Consider the following 16748-nt stretch of genomic DNA (forward strand, 5'->3'; position numbering starts at 1 on the left):
CCTGCGGACACCAAATCGATTGTCGGCGCAGCACGAGGAGTATATAATACCCCCGTGGCCGCCGCTTGCGCGGCCGCCAAGAGGGGACGTTTATGGAAACCGGCCTCGTTTTCAACATCCAGCGGTATTCCATCCAGGACGGTCCCGGGATTCGGACGACCGTGTTCCTGAAAGGGTGCCCCATGGACTGCTGGTGGTGCCACAACCCCGAAAGCCAGGACCCCGAGGCCGAGATCGTCGTCATCGAGGGCCGTTGCATGCGCTGCGGCGAGTGCCGGAAGGCCTGTCCGCAAGAAGGCGCCGGCGCACCGAAGACTCCGGACGGCAATCGGCGATGCGTCCGGTGCGGCGCCTGCGTCACGGCCTGCCCGACGGGCGCGCGGCAGATGGTGGGCCGGCCCATGACGGTGGCGGACGTGGTCGCCGAGGTCCTCAAGGACCGCGTGTTTTACGAGGAGTCCGGCGGCGGCGTGACCTTCTCCGGCGGAGAGCCGCTCCTCCAGCCGGGGTTCCTGAAGGCCGTCCTCGCGGCCTGCCGCAGCGCAGGTCTCCACACGGCCGTGGACACCTGCGGTTTCGCCCCGAAGGAAGACCTTCTGGCCATCGCGCCGCTGGCGGACCTTTTCCTCTACGACCTCAAGTTCATGGACGAGGCATCGCACGTCCGGTACACCGGCGCGTCGAGCGCCTGCATCCTGGACAACCTGCGGGCCTTGGGCCGGGTCCACGAGAACATCTGGATCCGCGTACCCATCATTCCGGGCATCAACGACAGCGCCGACCATCTGGAGGCGTTAGCGCGGTGCGCGTCTTCCCTATCGGGCGTGCGCCAGGTAAACTTGCTTCCGTATCACGAGGCGGGGGCCTACAAGTCCCCGCGCGTGGGCAAGGCGTATCGGCTTGAGAAGATTGCGCCGCCGTCGCCGGAGCACATGGAGGATGTGGCGGCGAAGTTCCGAGGCCATGGTCTCAACGTCAAGATAGGCGGGTAGCGTCATGACAGACCGGACAGCCAGGCTGCGGCAGGCGAGCCTCGACGCGAAGCCCTGCATCGCCGAGGAGCGAGCGGTCCTCGTGACCGGGTTCTATCAGGCCAACGAGGGCAGGTTCTCCGCGCCGGTCATGCGGGCGCAGTGCTTCCATCACCTGTGCAGGCACAAAACGATCTACCTGGGCGAGGATGAACTCATCGTTGGCGAACGCGGGCCGCAGCCCAAGGCCGTGCCGACGTACCCGGAACTGACCTGCCACAGCCTCGAGGACCTCAGGATCCTCAACTCGCGCCCCAAGACCAGTTATGCCGTCTCCGACGAGTGCGTGAAGGTCTACCAGAAAACCATCATCCCCTACTGGCGCGGCCGCAGCATGCGGGACCGGCTCTTCCAGGCGATGTCGGAGGAGTGGCGGGCCGCCTACGACGCGGGCATCTTCACGGAGTTCATGGAACAGCGGGCCCCCGGCCACACGGTCCTCGACGACAAAATCTACCGCAAGGGGATGCTGGACTTCCAGCGTGACATCGCCGGCGCGATTGCCGCGATCGACTTTCTCGGCGATCCTGAGGCCTGGGCGAAGCGCGAGCAGTTGCTGGCGATGAACATCGCCTGCGATGCCGTCCTCCTCTTCGCCCGGCGCCATGCGGCGCTCGCCCGCGAGCAGGCCGCTCGCGAGTCCAACCCGGTGCGAAAGGCGGAACTCGAAAAGGTCGCCGACGTGTGCACGCACGTCCCGGCCCACGCGCCTCGCAATTTCCACGAGGCCCTGCAGTACTACTGGTTCTGCCACCTGGCGGTCATCACGGAACTGAACGGCTGGGACTCGTTCAGTCCCGGTCACCTCGACCAGCACCTCCTGCCCTTCTACCGCAAGGGCCTGGAGGACGGGACGCTCACGCCCGAGAGGGCGCGGGAACTCCTGGAGGCGTTCTTCGTCAAGTTCAACAACCATCCTGCCCCGCCCAAGGTGGGCGTGACGGCGGCCGAGAGCGGCACGTACACGGACTTCGCCAACATCAACATCGGCGGGCTCCTGGCGGACGGCTCGGACGGCTCCAGCGAGATCTCCCACCTCCTGCTGGACATCGTCGACGAGATGCACCTCGTGCAGCCCAGCAGCAACCTGCAACTCGCGCGCAAAACCCCCGACGCCCTCCTCCACCGCGCCCTGTGCGTCATCCGGAAGGGCTACGGCTTCCCGTCGATCTTCAACACCGACGCCGTCATCAAGGAGCAGTTGCGGCAGGGCAAGACTCTGGAGGACGCCCGGGCCGGCGGGTGCAGCGGATGCGTGGAAACCGGCGCCTTCGGCAAGGAGGCGTACATCCTCACAGGGTACTTCAACCTCGTGAAGATCCTGGAACTCGCGCTTCACGACGGGCTCGACCCGCGCACTGGAAAGCCGTTGGGCCTTCGGACGGGGGCGCCGGGGTCGTTCGCCTCGTTCGACGCCCTCTTCGCCGCGTTCCGCAAGCAACTCCACCACTTCATCGAGGTCAAGATCCGGGGCAACCAGGTCATCGAACAGATGTATGCCACGTGGATGCCGGCGCCCTTCCTTTCAGTCATCACCGATGACTGCATCCGCAAGGGCAAGGACTACAACGCCGGCGGCGCGCGGTACAACAACACCTATATCCAGTTCGTGGGGATTGGCAGCCTGACGGACTGCCTGGCGGCCGTCAAGCAGATGGTCTTCGATGACAAGGCCATGCCGCTCGGCGATCTCGTGAAGGCGCTCGATGCGAACTTCGAGGGCAATGAGATCCTCCGCCAGCGCCTCGTCAACCGCACCCACAAGTACGGCAACGACGACGATTACGCGGACGACCTTGCGGTCCAGGCCTTCGAGAGCCTCTTCGAGGAGGTCGACGGGCGGCCCAACACCAAGGGCGGCCGGTACCGCGTCGAAATGCTCCCGACCACGAGCCACGTCTACTTCGGTTCCGTCACGGGCGCGATGCCGGACGGCCGCAAGGCGGGGCTCCCGCTGTCGGAGGGGATCTCGCCCGTTCAGGGCGCGGACCGGCACGGCCCCACGGCCGTTTTCAAGTCGGCGGCCAAGATGGATCACATCAAGACAGGCGGGGCGCTCTTGAACATGAAGTTCACGCCGGACCTCCTGGCCGACGAGGACAGAATCGTGAAACTCGGGCACATGGTCCGGGCCTACTTCAGGATGAACGGCCACCACGTCCAGTTCAACGTGGTGCGGGCCGAGACGCTCCGCAAGGCCCAGGCGGAGCCGGAGGCCTACCGGGACCTCATCATCCGCGTGGCGGGTTACAGCGACTACTTCTGCGACCTGGCGCGGGAACTCCAGGAGGAGATCATTTCGCGGACGGAGCACGGGGCGATGGCGTAGCGCCAACGACAATCCGCCCCGCGCCCTTCTCGGCCACGAAGATGCCGCTTCATGACTCCTTGTCGCCGTACAGGTGGCATCGCACCATCCGGCCCCCGCCGAGATCGGTCTCGCCCGGGTAGAGTTCCCGGCAGACGGGCATCCCCTCCGGGCAGCGGAGGTGGAAGTGGCACCCGGGGGGCGGGCGGCTCGGCGACGGCACATCGCCCTCCAGGCGGATCCGCCCGCCGCGCCCCGGCGTCTCCTGCCCGGGAATCGCCGAGAGCAGGGCCCGCGTGTACGGGTGGCAGGGCTCGTCGAAAAGACTTTCCGCCGGGCTCCGCTCGACGATCCGCCCGAGGTACATCACCGCCACCTCGTCCGCCATGTATTCGACGATGCCGAGATCGTGCGTGATGAAAAGGTACGTGAGCCGCTCGCTTCCCGCGCCCTGGAGCCGCCTCAGAAGGTTCAGGATCTGTGCCTGGATTGAGACGTCCAGGGCGCTGGCAGGTTCGTCGAGGACCAGGAACTTGGGCTCGACCGCGAGGGCCCGCGCGATGCCGATCCGCTGGCGCTGGCCGCCCGAAAATTCGTGCGGGTAGCAGCCCAGCGCATCGGCCTTGAGGCCCACGCCCTCCAGGATCCTCCTCGTCCGGTCGCGGCGCTCCTCGCGGCTGCGCCCGATGCCGTGGACCAGCATCCCTTCCTCGACAATAGCCTGGACCGTCATCCGCGGGTTGAGTGAGGAGTACGGGTCCTGGAACACGATCTGGGCCTCGCGGCGGAACTGCCGCAGCGCTTCGTCATCCAGCGCCGTGACCTCGCGTCCGCCCAATCGCACGGTGCCCGAGGTCGCCGGGAGCAGGCGGATGAGGGTCTTGCCCAGCGTCGTCTTGCCGCAGCCGGACTCCCCGACCAGCGCGAGCGTGGTTCCGCGGCGGATGGCAAGGTCCACGCCGTCGACGGCCTTGACGTGCCCGACGACCCGCTGGAAGACCCCTTTGCGGATCGGAAAGTGCTTCACGACCTGGCGGGCCTCCAGAAGCAGGCCGTCCCCGCATCGCCGCGAGGCGTCCGCCGGCGCTCGGGCCTCGGCAGATTCCTGGGATGCCGGCGGCGAAACCGTAACCGGCGGCGCGATGGGCCCGGCGTACAGGTGGCAGGCGACCGCGTGGCCGGGCTCGATCTCTTGGGGGCGCGGCTCAAGGTCCCGGCACGGCCCGAACGCGTGCGGGCAACGGTCTGAGAACCGGCAGCCGGGCGCGTAGTCCTTTGGGTCAGGCACCGTGCCCTGGATGGTCTGGAGTTGCCGCCCCCGCTGGGCCCGACTGGGCCGGCACCGCAGCAGCAACTCGGTGTAGGGATGGCATGGCCGGGCGAAGAGGGAGTCCGTGGGGGCCATTTCCACGATCTTCCCGGCATACATGACGGCCACGCGGTGCGCCATCTCCGACACGACCGCCAGGTCGTGCGTGATGAAGAGGATGGCCGTTCCGAGTCTGCGCTGGAGGTCCCGCAGGAGGTCCAGGATTTTCGCCTCCACGGTCACATCAAGCGCCGTGGTCGGCTCGTCGGCGATGAGCAACTCCGGCCGGCACGCAAGCGCCATGGCGATCATGACCCGCTGCCGCATCCCGCCCGAGAGTTGATGCGGGTACTGCGAGAGCCGTTGGAGCGGGTCCGGCATGTCCGTCAGCCGCAATGCCTCGACGGCCTCCTTGATCTGGGCCCCTCGTCCGCGAGCGAAGGCCGATGATTGCCGCACGCCTTCCGGCCGCCCGTGCCGGATGGCCTCCAGGAGTTGCGTCTTGATGGACAGCACGGGATTCAGGCTGGTCATCGGTTCCTGGAAAACCATCGCCATGTGGCGTCCGCGGACGCCGCGTTTCTCGGGCCCGGACATACGCGTGACATCGCGGCCCCCCAAGAGGATCTCCCCGCCCGCCACGTAGCCCGGCCGCGGAATGAGTTGCATGACCGAGAGGGCGGTCAGCGACTTGCCGCAGCCCGACTCCCCGACGAGACCGAGCGTCTTTCGGCTCTCGATGGCAAACGAAACGCCGTCGATCACCTTCCGGGGCTGGCCGGTGGTGCGGAAGTACGTCCGCAGATCCCTGACTTCAAGCAAGGCCACGGTTAGTCCCTCTCTCCGCGGATGCGCAGGCTGGGGTCCAAAGCGTCCCGAAGCGCATCGCCGAACAGGTTGGCCGGCAGCACGAGCGCGAACATGGCCACGAACGCCGCCGCCAGGTTCCACCAGATGACCGGGTCGCGTCCGAGTTCGCCCCGGGCCTGGTTGATCATCGAGCCCCAACTGGAGGTGTCGTGCCCGACGCCCACGCCGATGTAACTCAGGACCGCCTCGGCAAGGATCAGGTCGCTGAACCGCAGCACGACGGTGATCAGCACGAGGTGCATCAGGTTCGGGATCACGTGCCGGGCGAGCACGCGGAATCGCGAGACCCCCAGCGCGAGGGCCGCCTGAACGTACTCCTTCTCGCGCAGTTTGAGCGTTTCGCCCCTGAGCACCCGGCATAAGCCGACCCAGCCCGTCAGGCCCATCACGACGCACAGCAGCGGCAGGCGCTCGTCGCTGTTGCTGGCCTCTGAGAAGACCAGCATGAAACAGACCACCAGGAGAATCCACGGGATCGACGACAGCGTGGTGTAGAGGAACTGGACCGCATCGTCGATCCAGCCGCCGAAGAAGCCCGCCAGCACGCCGAAAAAAATGGCGAACGGGATGGCAATGAGCGTCGTCAGACCGCCGACGACCAGTCCCGTGCGGACGCTCTTGAGGGTCATGGTGAAGACGTCCTGCCCGACCTTGTCGGTTCCGAAGAGGTGCCAGCCGGGGTAATTCAAAGGCGGGTAGTCGTGGCGGCGGACGATCCGGCCGTCAACCTCCTCCTGGAGCGTCTCCTTCGTGAAGAGCCTGGCCGCGAGCGGCTCCGAATAGGTCTTCTCCTGTTTTTCGGATAGCGGCGCGCAGATGCGGTCGAGCACGGAGCGCGGCTCCGAGAGCACGGTCGCGGTCGCCGTGGTTCCATCAGCGCTGTTTCCGGCCGGGCGCTCCACGTCGCGCCACGTTACGCTGTCCAGCGCCGCGATGAGGATGTACACGCCAAGGACCGCCAGCGACACCTTCGCAAGACGATTCCGGCCGACTTGGCGCCAGGCGCTCCGCCAGAGTTCGCTCCCGCGTGCGTAAAGGAGGAACGCCGCGAACGCCCCCAGCGTGGCGGCGAGTATGCCGTTGCTGAAGATCACCGTGCGCAGCCCCGGGGTCGCTCTGAGCGCCACCGCCGCGCGCCAAATTCCGAGGGCGCCCGCCGCCAGGAGCAGGAGGGCGCCAAGGATTTTCGCGACGTCGCGCCAGGACGGGCGGCCGTAGAGGCTCCGCGTGTCGCCGGCGCCCAGCGTGATGCGCGGATCCACGAGGGTGTAACTGAAGTCCGTCATCAGGAGGCCCGCGATATAGAGGATCGCCCCGATGAAGGTCATCGACCGGATGACCGCGAAGTCCTGGGCGTGGATGGCCTCCATCGTCATGCTGCCCAGGCCGGGGATCGAGAAGAACGACTCCATCAGGAGGCTTCCCAGGAAGAGAAACGGGATGACCATCACGGCGTTCGTGAGGATGGGAATCATCGCGTTCTTGAGGACATGGCGGAAGAGCACGGCGCCTTCACCGAGGCCCTTGGCGCGGGCGGTCCTCACGTAGTCCTTCTCGATCTCCTCCAGAATAATCGTGCGGTAGTAGCGGACCGACCCGCCGATTCCCGCCACCACGCCGATGATGACCGGGAGGAAGACGAACTTTGCCGAGGACGCACCCCAATCGAAGCCGGAGATCGGGAACAGCCGCAGCCACTTGGCGAAGACAAACTGCCCGCCGATGATGTAGAACAACGTCGAAATCGACATCAGGAGCACGCACGCAACCGTGCCCCAGCGGTCAAGGTACGCCCCCCGGCAGAGCGCAATGATGAGGGCCGTGGTGATGTAAATCGCCATGCCGAGGACAAACGTGGGGACCGCAATGGCCAGGCTCGGCCCCATGCGGCGGCGGATCTCCTGGCCGATATCGCGGTCCGTCACGTCCGACCGTCCCAGGTCGAATACCACGAGCCTGGCGCATTTCCGAAAAAGCAACGTAGAGGTGATTTGGGGGAGGCCTTGTTCCTGTGCGTTGAAAAACACCGGCAAGTCATAGCCGTGGGCGCGGACCCACGCCGCAACCGCCTCCGGCGTGGCCTTCTGGCCGAGGGTCTTGCGGGCCATGTCCTCGGGTTTGTTGGCGACGAAGAACAGCAGGAAGGTGATGACAACGATGCCCAGGACAATCGGCACGGCGTACAGCAATCGGCGTATGAGATACGCGACCATCCTCTACGCCTCCCTCAGGCATCTGGCGGCCGCCCGCAAGGCCGGCAGGCTGGCAAGCAGAAGCGCCCCCATGAGCCCGATCACCGGCCACCACTCGGGCCGGTTGTGCTCGCGGCGGTAAGCGGTGCGTGCGGCCGCATCAATGCGGCGGTACTTCGCCTTGTTCAACGCCACCGCGTGCGGGTAGGCGTTTTTGAGCCAACCGTGGTAGAGTTCCATTGTCATAGGCTCGTAGCGGAAGATCCACGGGGCATCTTCGCGGAGGATGCCGACCATCTCGTCGATGATCGCCAGCCGCTCCGGCGTGTTCTCCATGCTTCGCATCCTGGCGAAAAGGGCGTCGAAACGCTCGCTGCGGTAATTGGTGACGTTTTCGCCGCCGGAGGCCACCTTCCCGTTGGGCCCGTACAAAAGGGCCAGGAACGTCTCGGGGTCGGGGTAATCCGCGATCCAGCCCCAGGCCAGGGCCTGAAAGTTCCCCGAGCGGACCTTCTCCTGGAACCGGTTGAAGTCGGTAACCTGGATGTCAAGGCCGATGCCCAGTTTGTCAAACTGCTTCTTGAAGAACGTGAGCAAGGTCCTGCTCTCGGGCGTGGGTTCCGTTGCGGCAAAACGGATGACCAGACGCTGCCCGCCAGGGCCGAACCCGTTGGGATAACCGGCCTCCGCGAGGAGTCTTTTCGCCTCCTCCAGCGGGCGGCGGACGGCACCCTGGCGCTTTTCATCCCACCGGTAGACGACCGGATTGATCCCCTCCCGGCCTTCCCGGTGCCCGAAGATACCCAGCGGGATAGGGCCCTGCGCGGGAATCCCCTGGCCGTTGGCGAAGATGGTGATCTCCTCTTCAGAGTCGAAGGCCATGCTGATCGCCTGCCTCAATTTACGTTGCTCGGGAGCGTATCCGCCGACGACGGCGTCGTCCATGTTGAACCCCAGGTAGTAGGTATGGCACGGATACGAGGTCACCAGCCGGATGCCGCGCGCGGCCATCTCGTCCGAGAGCGAGAGGTCTCCGCGGATCGTGAGCGTGACGGCCTGATTGAACACATCGCTGGTGATCGTGAGAACATCGTAGTAGCCCTGCTGAAACTTGTTCCACAGCGGGATCAGTTCCTTCTCCAGCCGCATCACGACGCGGTCGGCCATGGGCAGGCGCCGGCCGACGTCCTCGAGCATTCCCGCCGACGCCATCTCGTCGTAAGCCCGGCGGCCCTGCGCGTCGCCCTCGGCGGGCTTCGGCAGGTCCGGGTAGCGTTCGTCGCGGAAGTTCGAATTCCGCTCGAAGACGATCTGGTTGGTCGGGTCGAATTCGCGAAGGACATACGGCCCGGTGCCGACAAGGTTCTTGTCGAAGACGATGCTGCGCTCCAGAAGCACCCGCTGGTCAAAAAACTCAACCGCCTCGGGTGGAACCGGCGAGAAAAAGGGCATGGCCATCCAGTAAAGAATCTGCGGGTACGGGTGCCTGAGGACCACCTCGAACGTGTACGGGTCCACCTCGCGCACAAAAGGAAATGAATCCGCTGCGCCCGCGTCATCCAGACGGATGGGATTATAGCGTTCGTCCTGCTCCTGGTTGTAGAAGCGTCCTGCGGCGGCTTGGCGCGCCAAGCGCTCGCGCTCCAGCGCGAGCCGCAATGATTCCTGGTATTCCCGCATGCCCAGCAGGTAGTCCGCCAGCACGCTGAGGATGGGGCACGCAAGCCTCGGATCGGCCAACCTGCGGATGGCGTACACGTAATCGCCCGCCGCGAGTTCGCGCGTGGCGGCTGGTTGAATGTCCCAGACCGTCCGGACGTTCCGCACGTCGTTCTCAGTGAGGCGGCGATTGGCTTCAACGAAACACGGATGGTCTTGATACCGGATGCGGGGCGCCAGGCGCACCGTGTAGACGATCGCATCGACCGTCTTCCCCTGGAAGACGACCTTCCGCGGCTCGGGCCGGGGGATATCCGCCGCGGTCAGCGGGGCGAGCGCATAGGGACGCTTCAGGTAGTGGAACTCGAGCGGCGGCTCGAGCACGTTGCTCATCATCACGACGTCGTCAAACGGATACGCCTGCGCCGGGTCCAGGTGCCGGGGCTCCTCGATAAACGTGGTGTACAGGATGCTCTGCCCCTCTTCGGCCTCGGGGTACGGAGAGTTGCAGCCGGCCGCCGCCAGCAGGGCCAGGAGTGCCGCACCCCGGCACGCCGCAGGACCCGCCGCTCTCAGGAGTGCCATCGCTCCGATGTGAAACGCCCCAGCGGTGTGCGAACTGGAAGGCCCGCGCATCACGGGACCGATCACGTGGTTGAAAATGCTGACCGCTTTCATTGGTGGCCTCGCAGCCAACCCGGCTTCCGGGAGATTCCCACCGCTTACACGTACCGCCCCGCGAAGCACCTGTCAAACCCTATCGCCCGGGCCGTCGCCTTCCTGGAGAAGCAGGAACCGGGTCGCGAGGCCGCCAGCGTCTACTTCGAGGCCTGAGCCGACGGACGACACTTCTTCGCCAAGGCTTGCCGCTTCGCCCGTTGGGCTACGCAGGACAAGTCGGAGGTCCGGCGGGAAATTACCCCAGGGGTAATTCCCGCCTAACATCTTGTTGGGGCAGAGGTTACCGTCCCTCTTGCCTCAGGCCACACAGGGGTTACAATCTTTTTTCGTGCAGTTGGCAAGACCGATCACACGGTCAGCGGCACCGTAATAAAGCAGCCATTCGCCCTTGAAGTAAACCAGCCCGTTGGAGACCGTTGTGCGGCCGATGAATCCCTGCTTCTCCCAGTCATGCTCCGGGTAGAGGAACGGCTCGTCCTGGTGTTTCAACACGGTCGTCAGGTCGTTGCGGTCGATCAGGGCCTGGCGAAGCACCCAGGCGCCGAGCGAAGGGTGCCCCCCTTGCGTCATCAGCAGGATGCCATCGTCACGCAACAGAGCGATGGCCCCGGCTTCGCGCCCTCCCCCCGGCCAGACCGCTTTGCCGGCCGGCGTCCAGTCGATCAGGTTCTCGCTCCAAGCCAGCGCGCAAGGATGCGTGTAGTACATCCAGTTCTTGCCCTTGATCTTCGCGGCGATCAGGCGGTTGCCTTGGAGCCGGGAAACCACCACTCCGCTCCGCGATCCATAGACCTTCTCCGGCGCACCCTTCCGGAAGGCTGGCCCGTGCTTGGTCCAGTGATATAGATCGCGGGACGTTGCCACGGACATGGTGTCCCGCTTGCCGTTCCAGGTGGTGTAGTTCACGTAGTAAGTGCCATCTTCGCCCTCGATGATGTGGAGGTCCTCGCAACCACCCTCCCACTCGTACTCCTTCCAGGGGTCGTTGTCCGGATAGAGGACCGGCTTCGCATGTCGGGTGAAGTTTATGCCGTCCTCACTATAGGCCAGACCTATGCGACAAGTTCTTCCCCACTTGAGATCCGGGCTCTTGTCGTCCGCCCGGTAGAGCAAATAGACCTTACCGTTTCGCACGACGGCAGCCGGATTGTACACGTTCTGCTCCTCCCACCGGACTTCCTTACCCCGGATGGGGCATTGAAATCTGGAATCCGGCGTCGGCTGCAGGATCGGCTCTTTCCGTTTGACAAAGGGCCCCATATCCCAGCCGTCCCTGTCGGCATTGCCCAACGCGGAGGACGGGTTAACGATTGGCACAGCAACGGCGGCGGTCGCCGCGACCGCCGTTCTTAGAAAATCACGGCGTGTCGGGTTGTGGTTGCCCATGGATTCTACCTCCGAGGATCAAGGGGTGAAGAACGCCCCGCGGCTGCGCCGTTTCGATGTGCGTCCGCGCCGGAGCGACGACCTCTCCGACAGAAATCTGCCGGAAGGCTTCTTTCATGGCGGCCACGGCCTCTCGCATGGGCAGCGCCTGCACCACATCGCGTGCCGAAAGGAACCGAAGTAATTCGGGGAACGCTATACTGATTCCGGTTTTCCGATTCCCGTCCACACCCATCCTGCTTTTCCTTCCTCCGCGCCGTTTCGGAGGGGGCCCCGGCGCCTCTACCCGCGACGTGCACGGACGTAGTAGGCCCCGCACAGTTCCTTGCCGCCCTCGTCGTAGAACCAGGTCTGCAGTTGCGTTCTGCCGGCCTCGAGGGAGACGGTGAACGTGACGGACTTGTCGCCCGGCGCGACGGGCCTGGACTCGTCGAACGGGCCGATCTTCAGGCGGGCCTTGGCGATCGGCAGGGCTTTGCCCCGGCCCGGGGGGCCGGTCACGGGGCCGTCCAGGGCGGCGTCGGCCTCGGGGGGCCACCGCGTCAGCGTGAACTCGTACCGGCCGTCGCGCTCGACCAGGATGTTCCAGTAGGAGTTCTTTCCGCCCTGGAGGTGCCCGAAATTGTCCGCGTAGGTCATGTACCACTCGGCGCAGGTCAACGCCGCAGGGTTCTCCTCTTGTGAGCCGATGTGAACCGGGCAGGGCTCGTTGGCAATCGGCTCGACTTCGGCCCACCACCGCTCGTAGTGGTCCCGCATGGCCTTGACGACGTCGGGATGCCGGTCGGCCACGCTGCGCTGCTGGCCGGGGTCGGCGGCGATGTCGTAGAGTTCTTCGCCCTTGACGAGGCGCCACTTCCTCCACATCACCGCCGCGTTCCATTTGGGGATCTGCATGTGATACTGGACGACCGCCATGCGGTCGGTCAGCCGATCCTGGGATCCGCGCAGCAGGCCGGCCAGGCTCACGCCGTCGAACCGCGCGTCCTGGGGGGCCCGAAGGTTGCACAGGTCGATCAGCGTCGGCAGCAGGTCCTGGCAGGTGGTCAGTTCCTCCACGTCGCCCGGGTTGCGGAGGCCGCCCGCGGGCCAGCGGACGAAACAGGGCACGCGATGGCCGCCATCGTACAGTTGCGTCTTGCTCCCTCGCATGCCGGCGTTGAACACCTTGACGCCGGCCGTGCCGCCGTTATCGGTCATGAAGATGAGGACGGTGTTCCGGGCGAGGCCCGTCTCGTCGAGCATCGCCATGAGTTTGCCCATGTTCTCGTCGAGGTTGGCGATCATGCCGAAGAACGCCGCGGGCAGGCCCGGCTTCTTGTAGGGTTCGGCGTAGGCCTCGGGGACGAAAAGCGGCGTGTGCGGCACGTTGGTCGGGAGGTAGCAGAAGAACGGCTCGTTCCCGGCGGCACAGGCCTTCATCCACCGGGCGGCCTCGCGGAACCAGACATCGGTGCAGTAGCCCTCGTATTTCTGGAGCCTCCCGTTGTGCCAGTACGTGTCGTCGAAGTAGTCATTGCCCCAGTAGTCCGCGGCCGACGTAATGCCCCAGGACTTGTGGTGGAGCGTTTCCTCGAAGCCCCGGTACTGGGGGAGGTACGGGTACTGGTCGCCGAGGTGCCACTTGCCGAAGACGCCGGTCCGGTAGCCGCCGGCGCGGAAGACGTCGGCCATCGTCGGCACGTCCGACCTGAGCATGGCGAGCCCGCCGCACACGTGCCGGGCCCGGTTCCGCAGCGCGTCGAGGCCCGACAGCAACTGGCCGCGCGTCGGCGTGCACATCGGCGCCACGTGGAAGTCGGTCAACCGGACGCTTTCCCCGTGGAGCCTGTCGAGGTTGGGCGTCTTGAGGACCGGGTTGCCGTGGCAGGACAGATCGCCGTACCCCTGGTCGTCGGTCAGAACCAGGATGACGTTGGGTTTCGTCGCGGCGTCCGCCCCCAAGGCCCGGCCCCCGCTGCCTCCGACCGCCAGGGCCGTGGCGCCCATCGCCCCGAAACCGATACGCCCCAAAAACTCGCGTCTGTTCATCCCCAAAGCATCCTTGCTGAAAGCCACCCCATGCACAGGGTCCTGAGGTTCTCGAAGAGCATCCCGCGTTAGGATGGTGCGCCCGGGGTGACTCGAACACCCGACCTGCGGTTTAGGAAACCGCCGCTCTATCCTCCTGAGCTACGGGCGCAAACGCTTGGGTGGCAAGTGTTTAGGAACGCACGGCTCAATCGCGCCGACAACCGTAACGCCAACCGCCTGAGCCGCCAAAAAACTTGTATCCTGACACTCCCGCTCGGTCAAGCGTATTCGTAAGTCCTTCCTGCCAGGGGACTTCCGTCGCACGGGCGAACACCCTAGAGACGCGGTTTACCGAACCGCCGTTCCACGTCGGCATCCAAATGTCTTGCTCACTCGTCGAACCTCTCACCCATCCAGTAAAGCCCGGGGTCGCCAGTTTCTTAGCGAAGCCCTGGCACGTTACGAACTGGGTCGCGGGCGCAGGCGGGGTCTGGGCTTCGGCCTTCACGGTGAAAACCAAGATGCACAGCGACAGTACGTGGAGTGTTCGCATGGGGATCACCTCGTGTTTGCATAATTACTTGATGCGGCGGTCGGTGTCGAGAATCTGCCCGGCTTCAGGTTGCGGCCGGGAGTAGTCGGCGGCCGTGAAGTCAATTCGCTTGTCGGCGGTCGTCTTGCGAATCGCTTCGATCTCCTTGGGGTCGTACGACCGGCCGTTTTTGTGGTACAAGTCGCAGAACCAGAGTTTCGGTTCCGGCGCGCCACGTTTATCCCACCAGGTGAACTGGCACTGCATGCGGCCGTTGACCAGGCCCCAACTGAAGCAGCCCACCGCCTCCCGGCGGAACAGCGGCAGATCGCTCTCCCACCGGGCGCCGGAGTGACGGGTCATCCACTCGGTGCAGATCACGGGGCGCTGATGGGCCTTGTGGCGGGCAATCGCCGCGCGCATGCCTTGGTAATTCGTATAGGCGTGAAACGTGATGATGTCGGACCGCTCTGCCATCGCGCGGTTCAGGTCGCGCAGGCGGTCGTTCCAGATTCCCATGCTGAGCGGCTGGATTGGATCGGCTTGGCGCGCCCATCCGAAGGTTGCCTCAACCAGCGGCAGGCTGCGGTTGCCCATCCCGCTGTTTCCCGGCTCGTTATACAGGTCCCACATCAGCACCCGCTTGTCTTGGGCGAAGGTCCCCAGGATGTCTTTGACGTATTTCTCCAAGTCCGGCCAGGCGGCGCGGTCCGTCACGGCTTTGAGCCCCGGGCTTGGGGTCCAACTCGACATGATCATGCCCGGGACCGGCTCCTTTTGCTTGCCTAGGTACGGCTCGGTCGTGGGCGGGTCGCCGAAAGCGCAGTCGTCGAACGGAACGAAGATCACCGCGATGCCGTGCTTCTCAGCGATCGCCAGGAATCGCTCCATCCGTTTCTTCATGCCCTGGGGGTCATGCTTCCAGACGAGGTACTGAAGATTCGTCCGACAGGCATTGAAGCCCGTCTTTTCAGCCAGCGCCAACTCGCGGTCGATGGTTTCCTCGTCGAAGGTGTCGGCAGACCACAGTTCGGTCGTGTTCACCACATTGCTGGGATGGTAGTTGATCCCGACGGTCCAGGGGCGGGCCTTGTACCACGCCCACGCCCGCTCGATGCTCCAGGGGCTCGGCCGCTGCGGCAGGCCAACGTCGGCAGCCACTTGCCTCGGATCGAGGCCGGTCCGCCCGGGATGGACGATGTGCATCACTTCCGTGGCGTCAAAGCAAGTGCCATCGGGATAGATCACGCCCTGGTATGGGGTTGCGCCCTGCGTAAACTGCGTTCGGCCTATCATCAATTCCCAGAAGCACCAGCCGACCTTTTCCTCGGCCAGGATCGGCATGACGTAGGAATACGGCTGTTTGGGCCGCCCCGCCACTTCGTTGATGATGACGGGCTTGCCGTGTTTGCGGGCTAACTCCTTGACGGCACGCAGGTCCTCGCGCAGATCCTGTCTGTAATTGTGCGTCGAGACCACCTCAATCTTGTCGAGCACTTTCGGGATGAGGCTGGTGTGTTCTACCCCGACCGTGCGCGGATGGGCTGGATCGACCTCTTTCACGTAGTCGAGCATGTGCTGCAAGAACGTCCAGATCAGCTCTTTGTCCTGCGGCTTCGTGAACGAGGTGCAGGTCGGCTCGTTCATCACGTCCCACATCACGATCCGCCGGTCGTCCTTGTGGCTGCCGACCACGTCGCGGACGTATTGTTCCAACTTCGGCCAGTGTTCCCGGCCAAGCCGGTTCTGGCCGGGGTTGGCCATCCAGTTCTTGTCCTTGTAGTTCACCAGGTCGGGGAAGTCCCCGAAGCAGGAATCGAAGAGCACCGGCATCATGCGGATATGATGCTTGTCGCATAAGCCAAGGAAGTTGTCCAGCCGCTCCAGGAAGAGCTTGGGATCTCGCTCGTAGACGGCGTACTGGAGAAAGACCCGGACGGTGTTGAGCTTCAGACGCGCGGCGTAGCCCAGCTCCCGGTCGACCACCGCCGGATCATATTCCAGCCAGAGTTGCACGTCGTTGCGGGCATAGGAGGGCACGTAGTTGGCCCCGCGCATCGTGCTGAAATCGTCGGCAGGCGGGCCCTTCGAGGCGTCGGAGGAATCGGCCCCCAGAGCGACCTGAGCCGGGACAACGACCATCGCCAACACAAAAAGACTCATCAGTTGCTTCACCTCTTGATCCTTTCGTGATTCATGATTCGTAACCGTTCAAGGTCCAGTACACGCCGGACTCAGCCTAACGGCGCTGCGATGAGTCTAAATGGGCGCCCCAGGGAAGTCAAACTCCGCAGCGGCGCCGCGGCGTTCGATGAGGCGAACAGTCGGCACATCCACCTCCGTGAGAAACCGGCCGCATCACGGCACTCGGGTAACCTCGACGCCGGCGCGGCGCAGGAGTTCGCCGGTAACGCCTTCGCGGTCGCACGAGGGGCTCCCCGCCTTGAGGAACGCCCGCCGCGCACCGATCGTTTCGGCGATCTCGAGGGTGTACCGCGCGCCGCTCACGTGGAAGTCCGTCAGGTCCTGCCCAGTCGCCGAGTCGACGATGCGCAGGCTGCCGTCAAGCACATCGGCGCCGGTCCCGCCCTGCAGATACTCGCCGCTTCGGGGCGTGGGCATGCCACCCAATTGTTCGGGGCACACGGGCACGAGGACGTACTTCTTCTTGAGACGCGCGAGGAGCGCGTCGCGCCGCTTGGCGCGCCGGCCGTGCCAGCGGCATGGAATGCCCAGGAAGCACGCGCTCACGAGCACCGGCTCGCAG

At 65.0% G+C, this 16748-nt stretch carries 10 protein-coding genes, 1 tRNA gene and 1 pseudogene; 3 read left to right on the plus strand and 9 right to left on the minus strand.

From position 1 onward, the window contains the following. The first annotated feature begins 92 nt into the window (after nucleotides 1-92). Nucleotides 93-992: a glycyl-radical enzyme activating protein gene (locus NTX40_03165; GenBank protein MCX5648087.1), complete on the plus strand. Its 900-nt coding sequence runs from the start codon at nucleotides 93-95 to the stop codon at nucleotides 990-992. A 4-nt stretch (nucleotides 993-996) separates the two neighbouring features. After that, nucleotides 997-3360, plus strand: coding sequence for a glycyl radical protein (locus NTX40_03170; protein ID MCX5648088.1), 2364 nt, complete (start codon nucleotides 997-999; stop codon nucleotides 3358-3360). Between the two features lie 49 nt (nucleotides 3361-3409). Here NTX40_03170 and NTX40_03175 read toward each other — a convergent pair whose 3' ends face one another. The 5 genes and pseudogenes from NTX40_03175 to NTX40_03195 all read right to left on the minus strand — a co-directional run bounded on the left by NTX40_03175 (nucleotide 3410) and on the right by NTX40_03195 (nucleotide 11436). Continuing rightward, the gene (locus NTX40_03175; GenBank protein ID MCX5648089.1) at nucleotides 3410-5476 is read right to left on the minus strand and encodes an ABC transporter ATP-binding protein; all 2067 of its coding nucleotides are present in this window, start codon (nucleotides 5474-5476) and stop codon (nucleotides 3410-3412) included. Nucleotides 5477-5478: 2 nt separating this feature from the next. Then, nucleotides 5479-6780: an ABC transporter permease gene (locus tag NTX40_03180; GenBank protein ID MCX5648090.1), complete on the minus strand. Its 1302-nt coding sequence runs from the start codon at nucleotides 6778-6780 to the stop codon at nucleotides 5479-5481. Next, nucleotides 6766-7731: pseudogene (locus tag NTX40_03185) on the minus strand (ABC transporter permease). The gene NTX40_03180 and the pseudogene NTX40_03185 overlap by 15 nt, the downstream one beginning before the upstream one ends. A 3-nt stretch (nucleotides 7732-7734) precedes the next feature. Then, complete coding sequence (locus NTX40_03190) at nucleotides 7735-10047, minus strand: ABC transporter substrate-binding protein (protein MCX5648091.1); 2313 nt, start codon at nucleotides 10045-10047, stop codon at nucleotides 7735-7737. A 300-nt stretch (nucleotides 10048-10347) separates the two neighbouring features. Then, complete coding sequence (locus NTX40_03195) at nucleotides 10348-11436, minus strand: glycoside hydrolase family 130 protein (GenBank protein MCX5648092.1); 1089 nt, start codon at nucleotides 11434-11436, stop codon at nucleotides 10348-10350. A gap of 25 nt (nucleotides 11437-11461) precedes the next feature. Here NTX40_03195 and NTX40_03200 point away from each other — a divergent pair, with 25 nt between their 5' ends. Further along, entirely contained in the window at nucleotides 11462-11620 is a 159-nt protein-coding gene (locus NTX40_03200) for a hypothetical protein (GenBank protein ID MCX5648093.1), read from the plus strand. Between the two features lie 98 nt (nucleotides 11621-11718). Here NTX40_03200 and NTX40_03205 read toward each other — a convergent pair whose 3' ends face one another. From NTX40_03205 to NTX40_03220, 4 genes are all read right to left on the minus strand, one after another. Next, on the minus strand, nucleotides 11719-13467 hold the full coding sequence (locus NTX40_03205; GenBank protein MCX5648094.1) for an arylsulfatase: 1749 nt from the start codon (nucleotides 13465-13467) through the stop codon (nucleotides 11719-11721). 74 nt (nucleotides 13468-13541) lie between these two features. Further along, a tRNA-Arg gene (locus tag NTX40_03210) sits at nucleotides 13542-13618 on the minus strand. 408 nt (nucleotides 13619-14026) lie between these two features. Continuing rightward, nucleotides 14027-16156: a cellulase family glycosylhydrolase gene (locus NTX40_03215; protein ID MCX5648095.1), complete on the minus strand. Its 2130-nt coding sequence runs from the start codon at nucleotides 16154-16156 to the stop codon at nucleotides 14027-14029. A gap of 183 nt (nucleotides 16157-16339) precedes the next feature. Beyond that, nucleotides 16340-16738, minus strand: a complete 399-nt coding sequence (locus NTX40_03220; GenBank protein MCX5648096.1) for a DUF523 domain-containing protein — start codon at nucleotides 16736-16738, stop codon at nucleotides 16340-16342. Between the last annotated feature and the right edge of the window lie 10 nt (nucleotides 16739-16748).

Source organism: Planctomycetota bacterium (assembly GCA_026387035.1).
Taxonomy (GTDB): domain Bacteria; phylum Planctomycetota; class Phycisphaerae; order FEN-1346; family FEN-1346; genus JAPLMM01.

Excerpts from the sequence above, each read along its gene's own strand:
- NTX40_03165 (MCX5648087.1), top strand. The coding sequence starts at position 93 with ATGGAAACCGGCCTCGTTTTCAACATCCAGCGGTATTCCATCCAGGAC.
- NTX40_03170 (MCX5648088.1), top strand. The coding sequence starts at position 997 with ATGACAGACCGGACAGCCAGGCTGCGGCAGGCGAGCCTCGACGCGAAG.
- NTX40_03190 (MCX5648091.1), bottom strand. The coding sequence starts at position 10,047 with ATGAAAGCGGTCAGCATTTTCAACCACGTGATCGGTCCCGTGATGCGC.
- NTX40_03195 (MCX5648092.1), bottom strand. The coding sequence starts at position 11,436 with ATGGGCAACCACAACCCGACACGCCGTGATTTTCTAAGAACGGCGGTC.
- NTX40_03205 (MCX5648094.1), bottom strand. The coding sequence starts at position 13,467 with ATGAACAGACGCGAGTTTTTGGGGCGTATCGGTTTCGGGGCGATGGGC.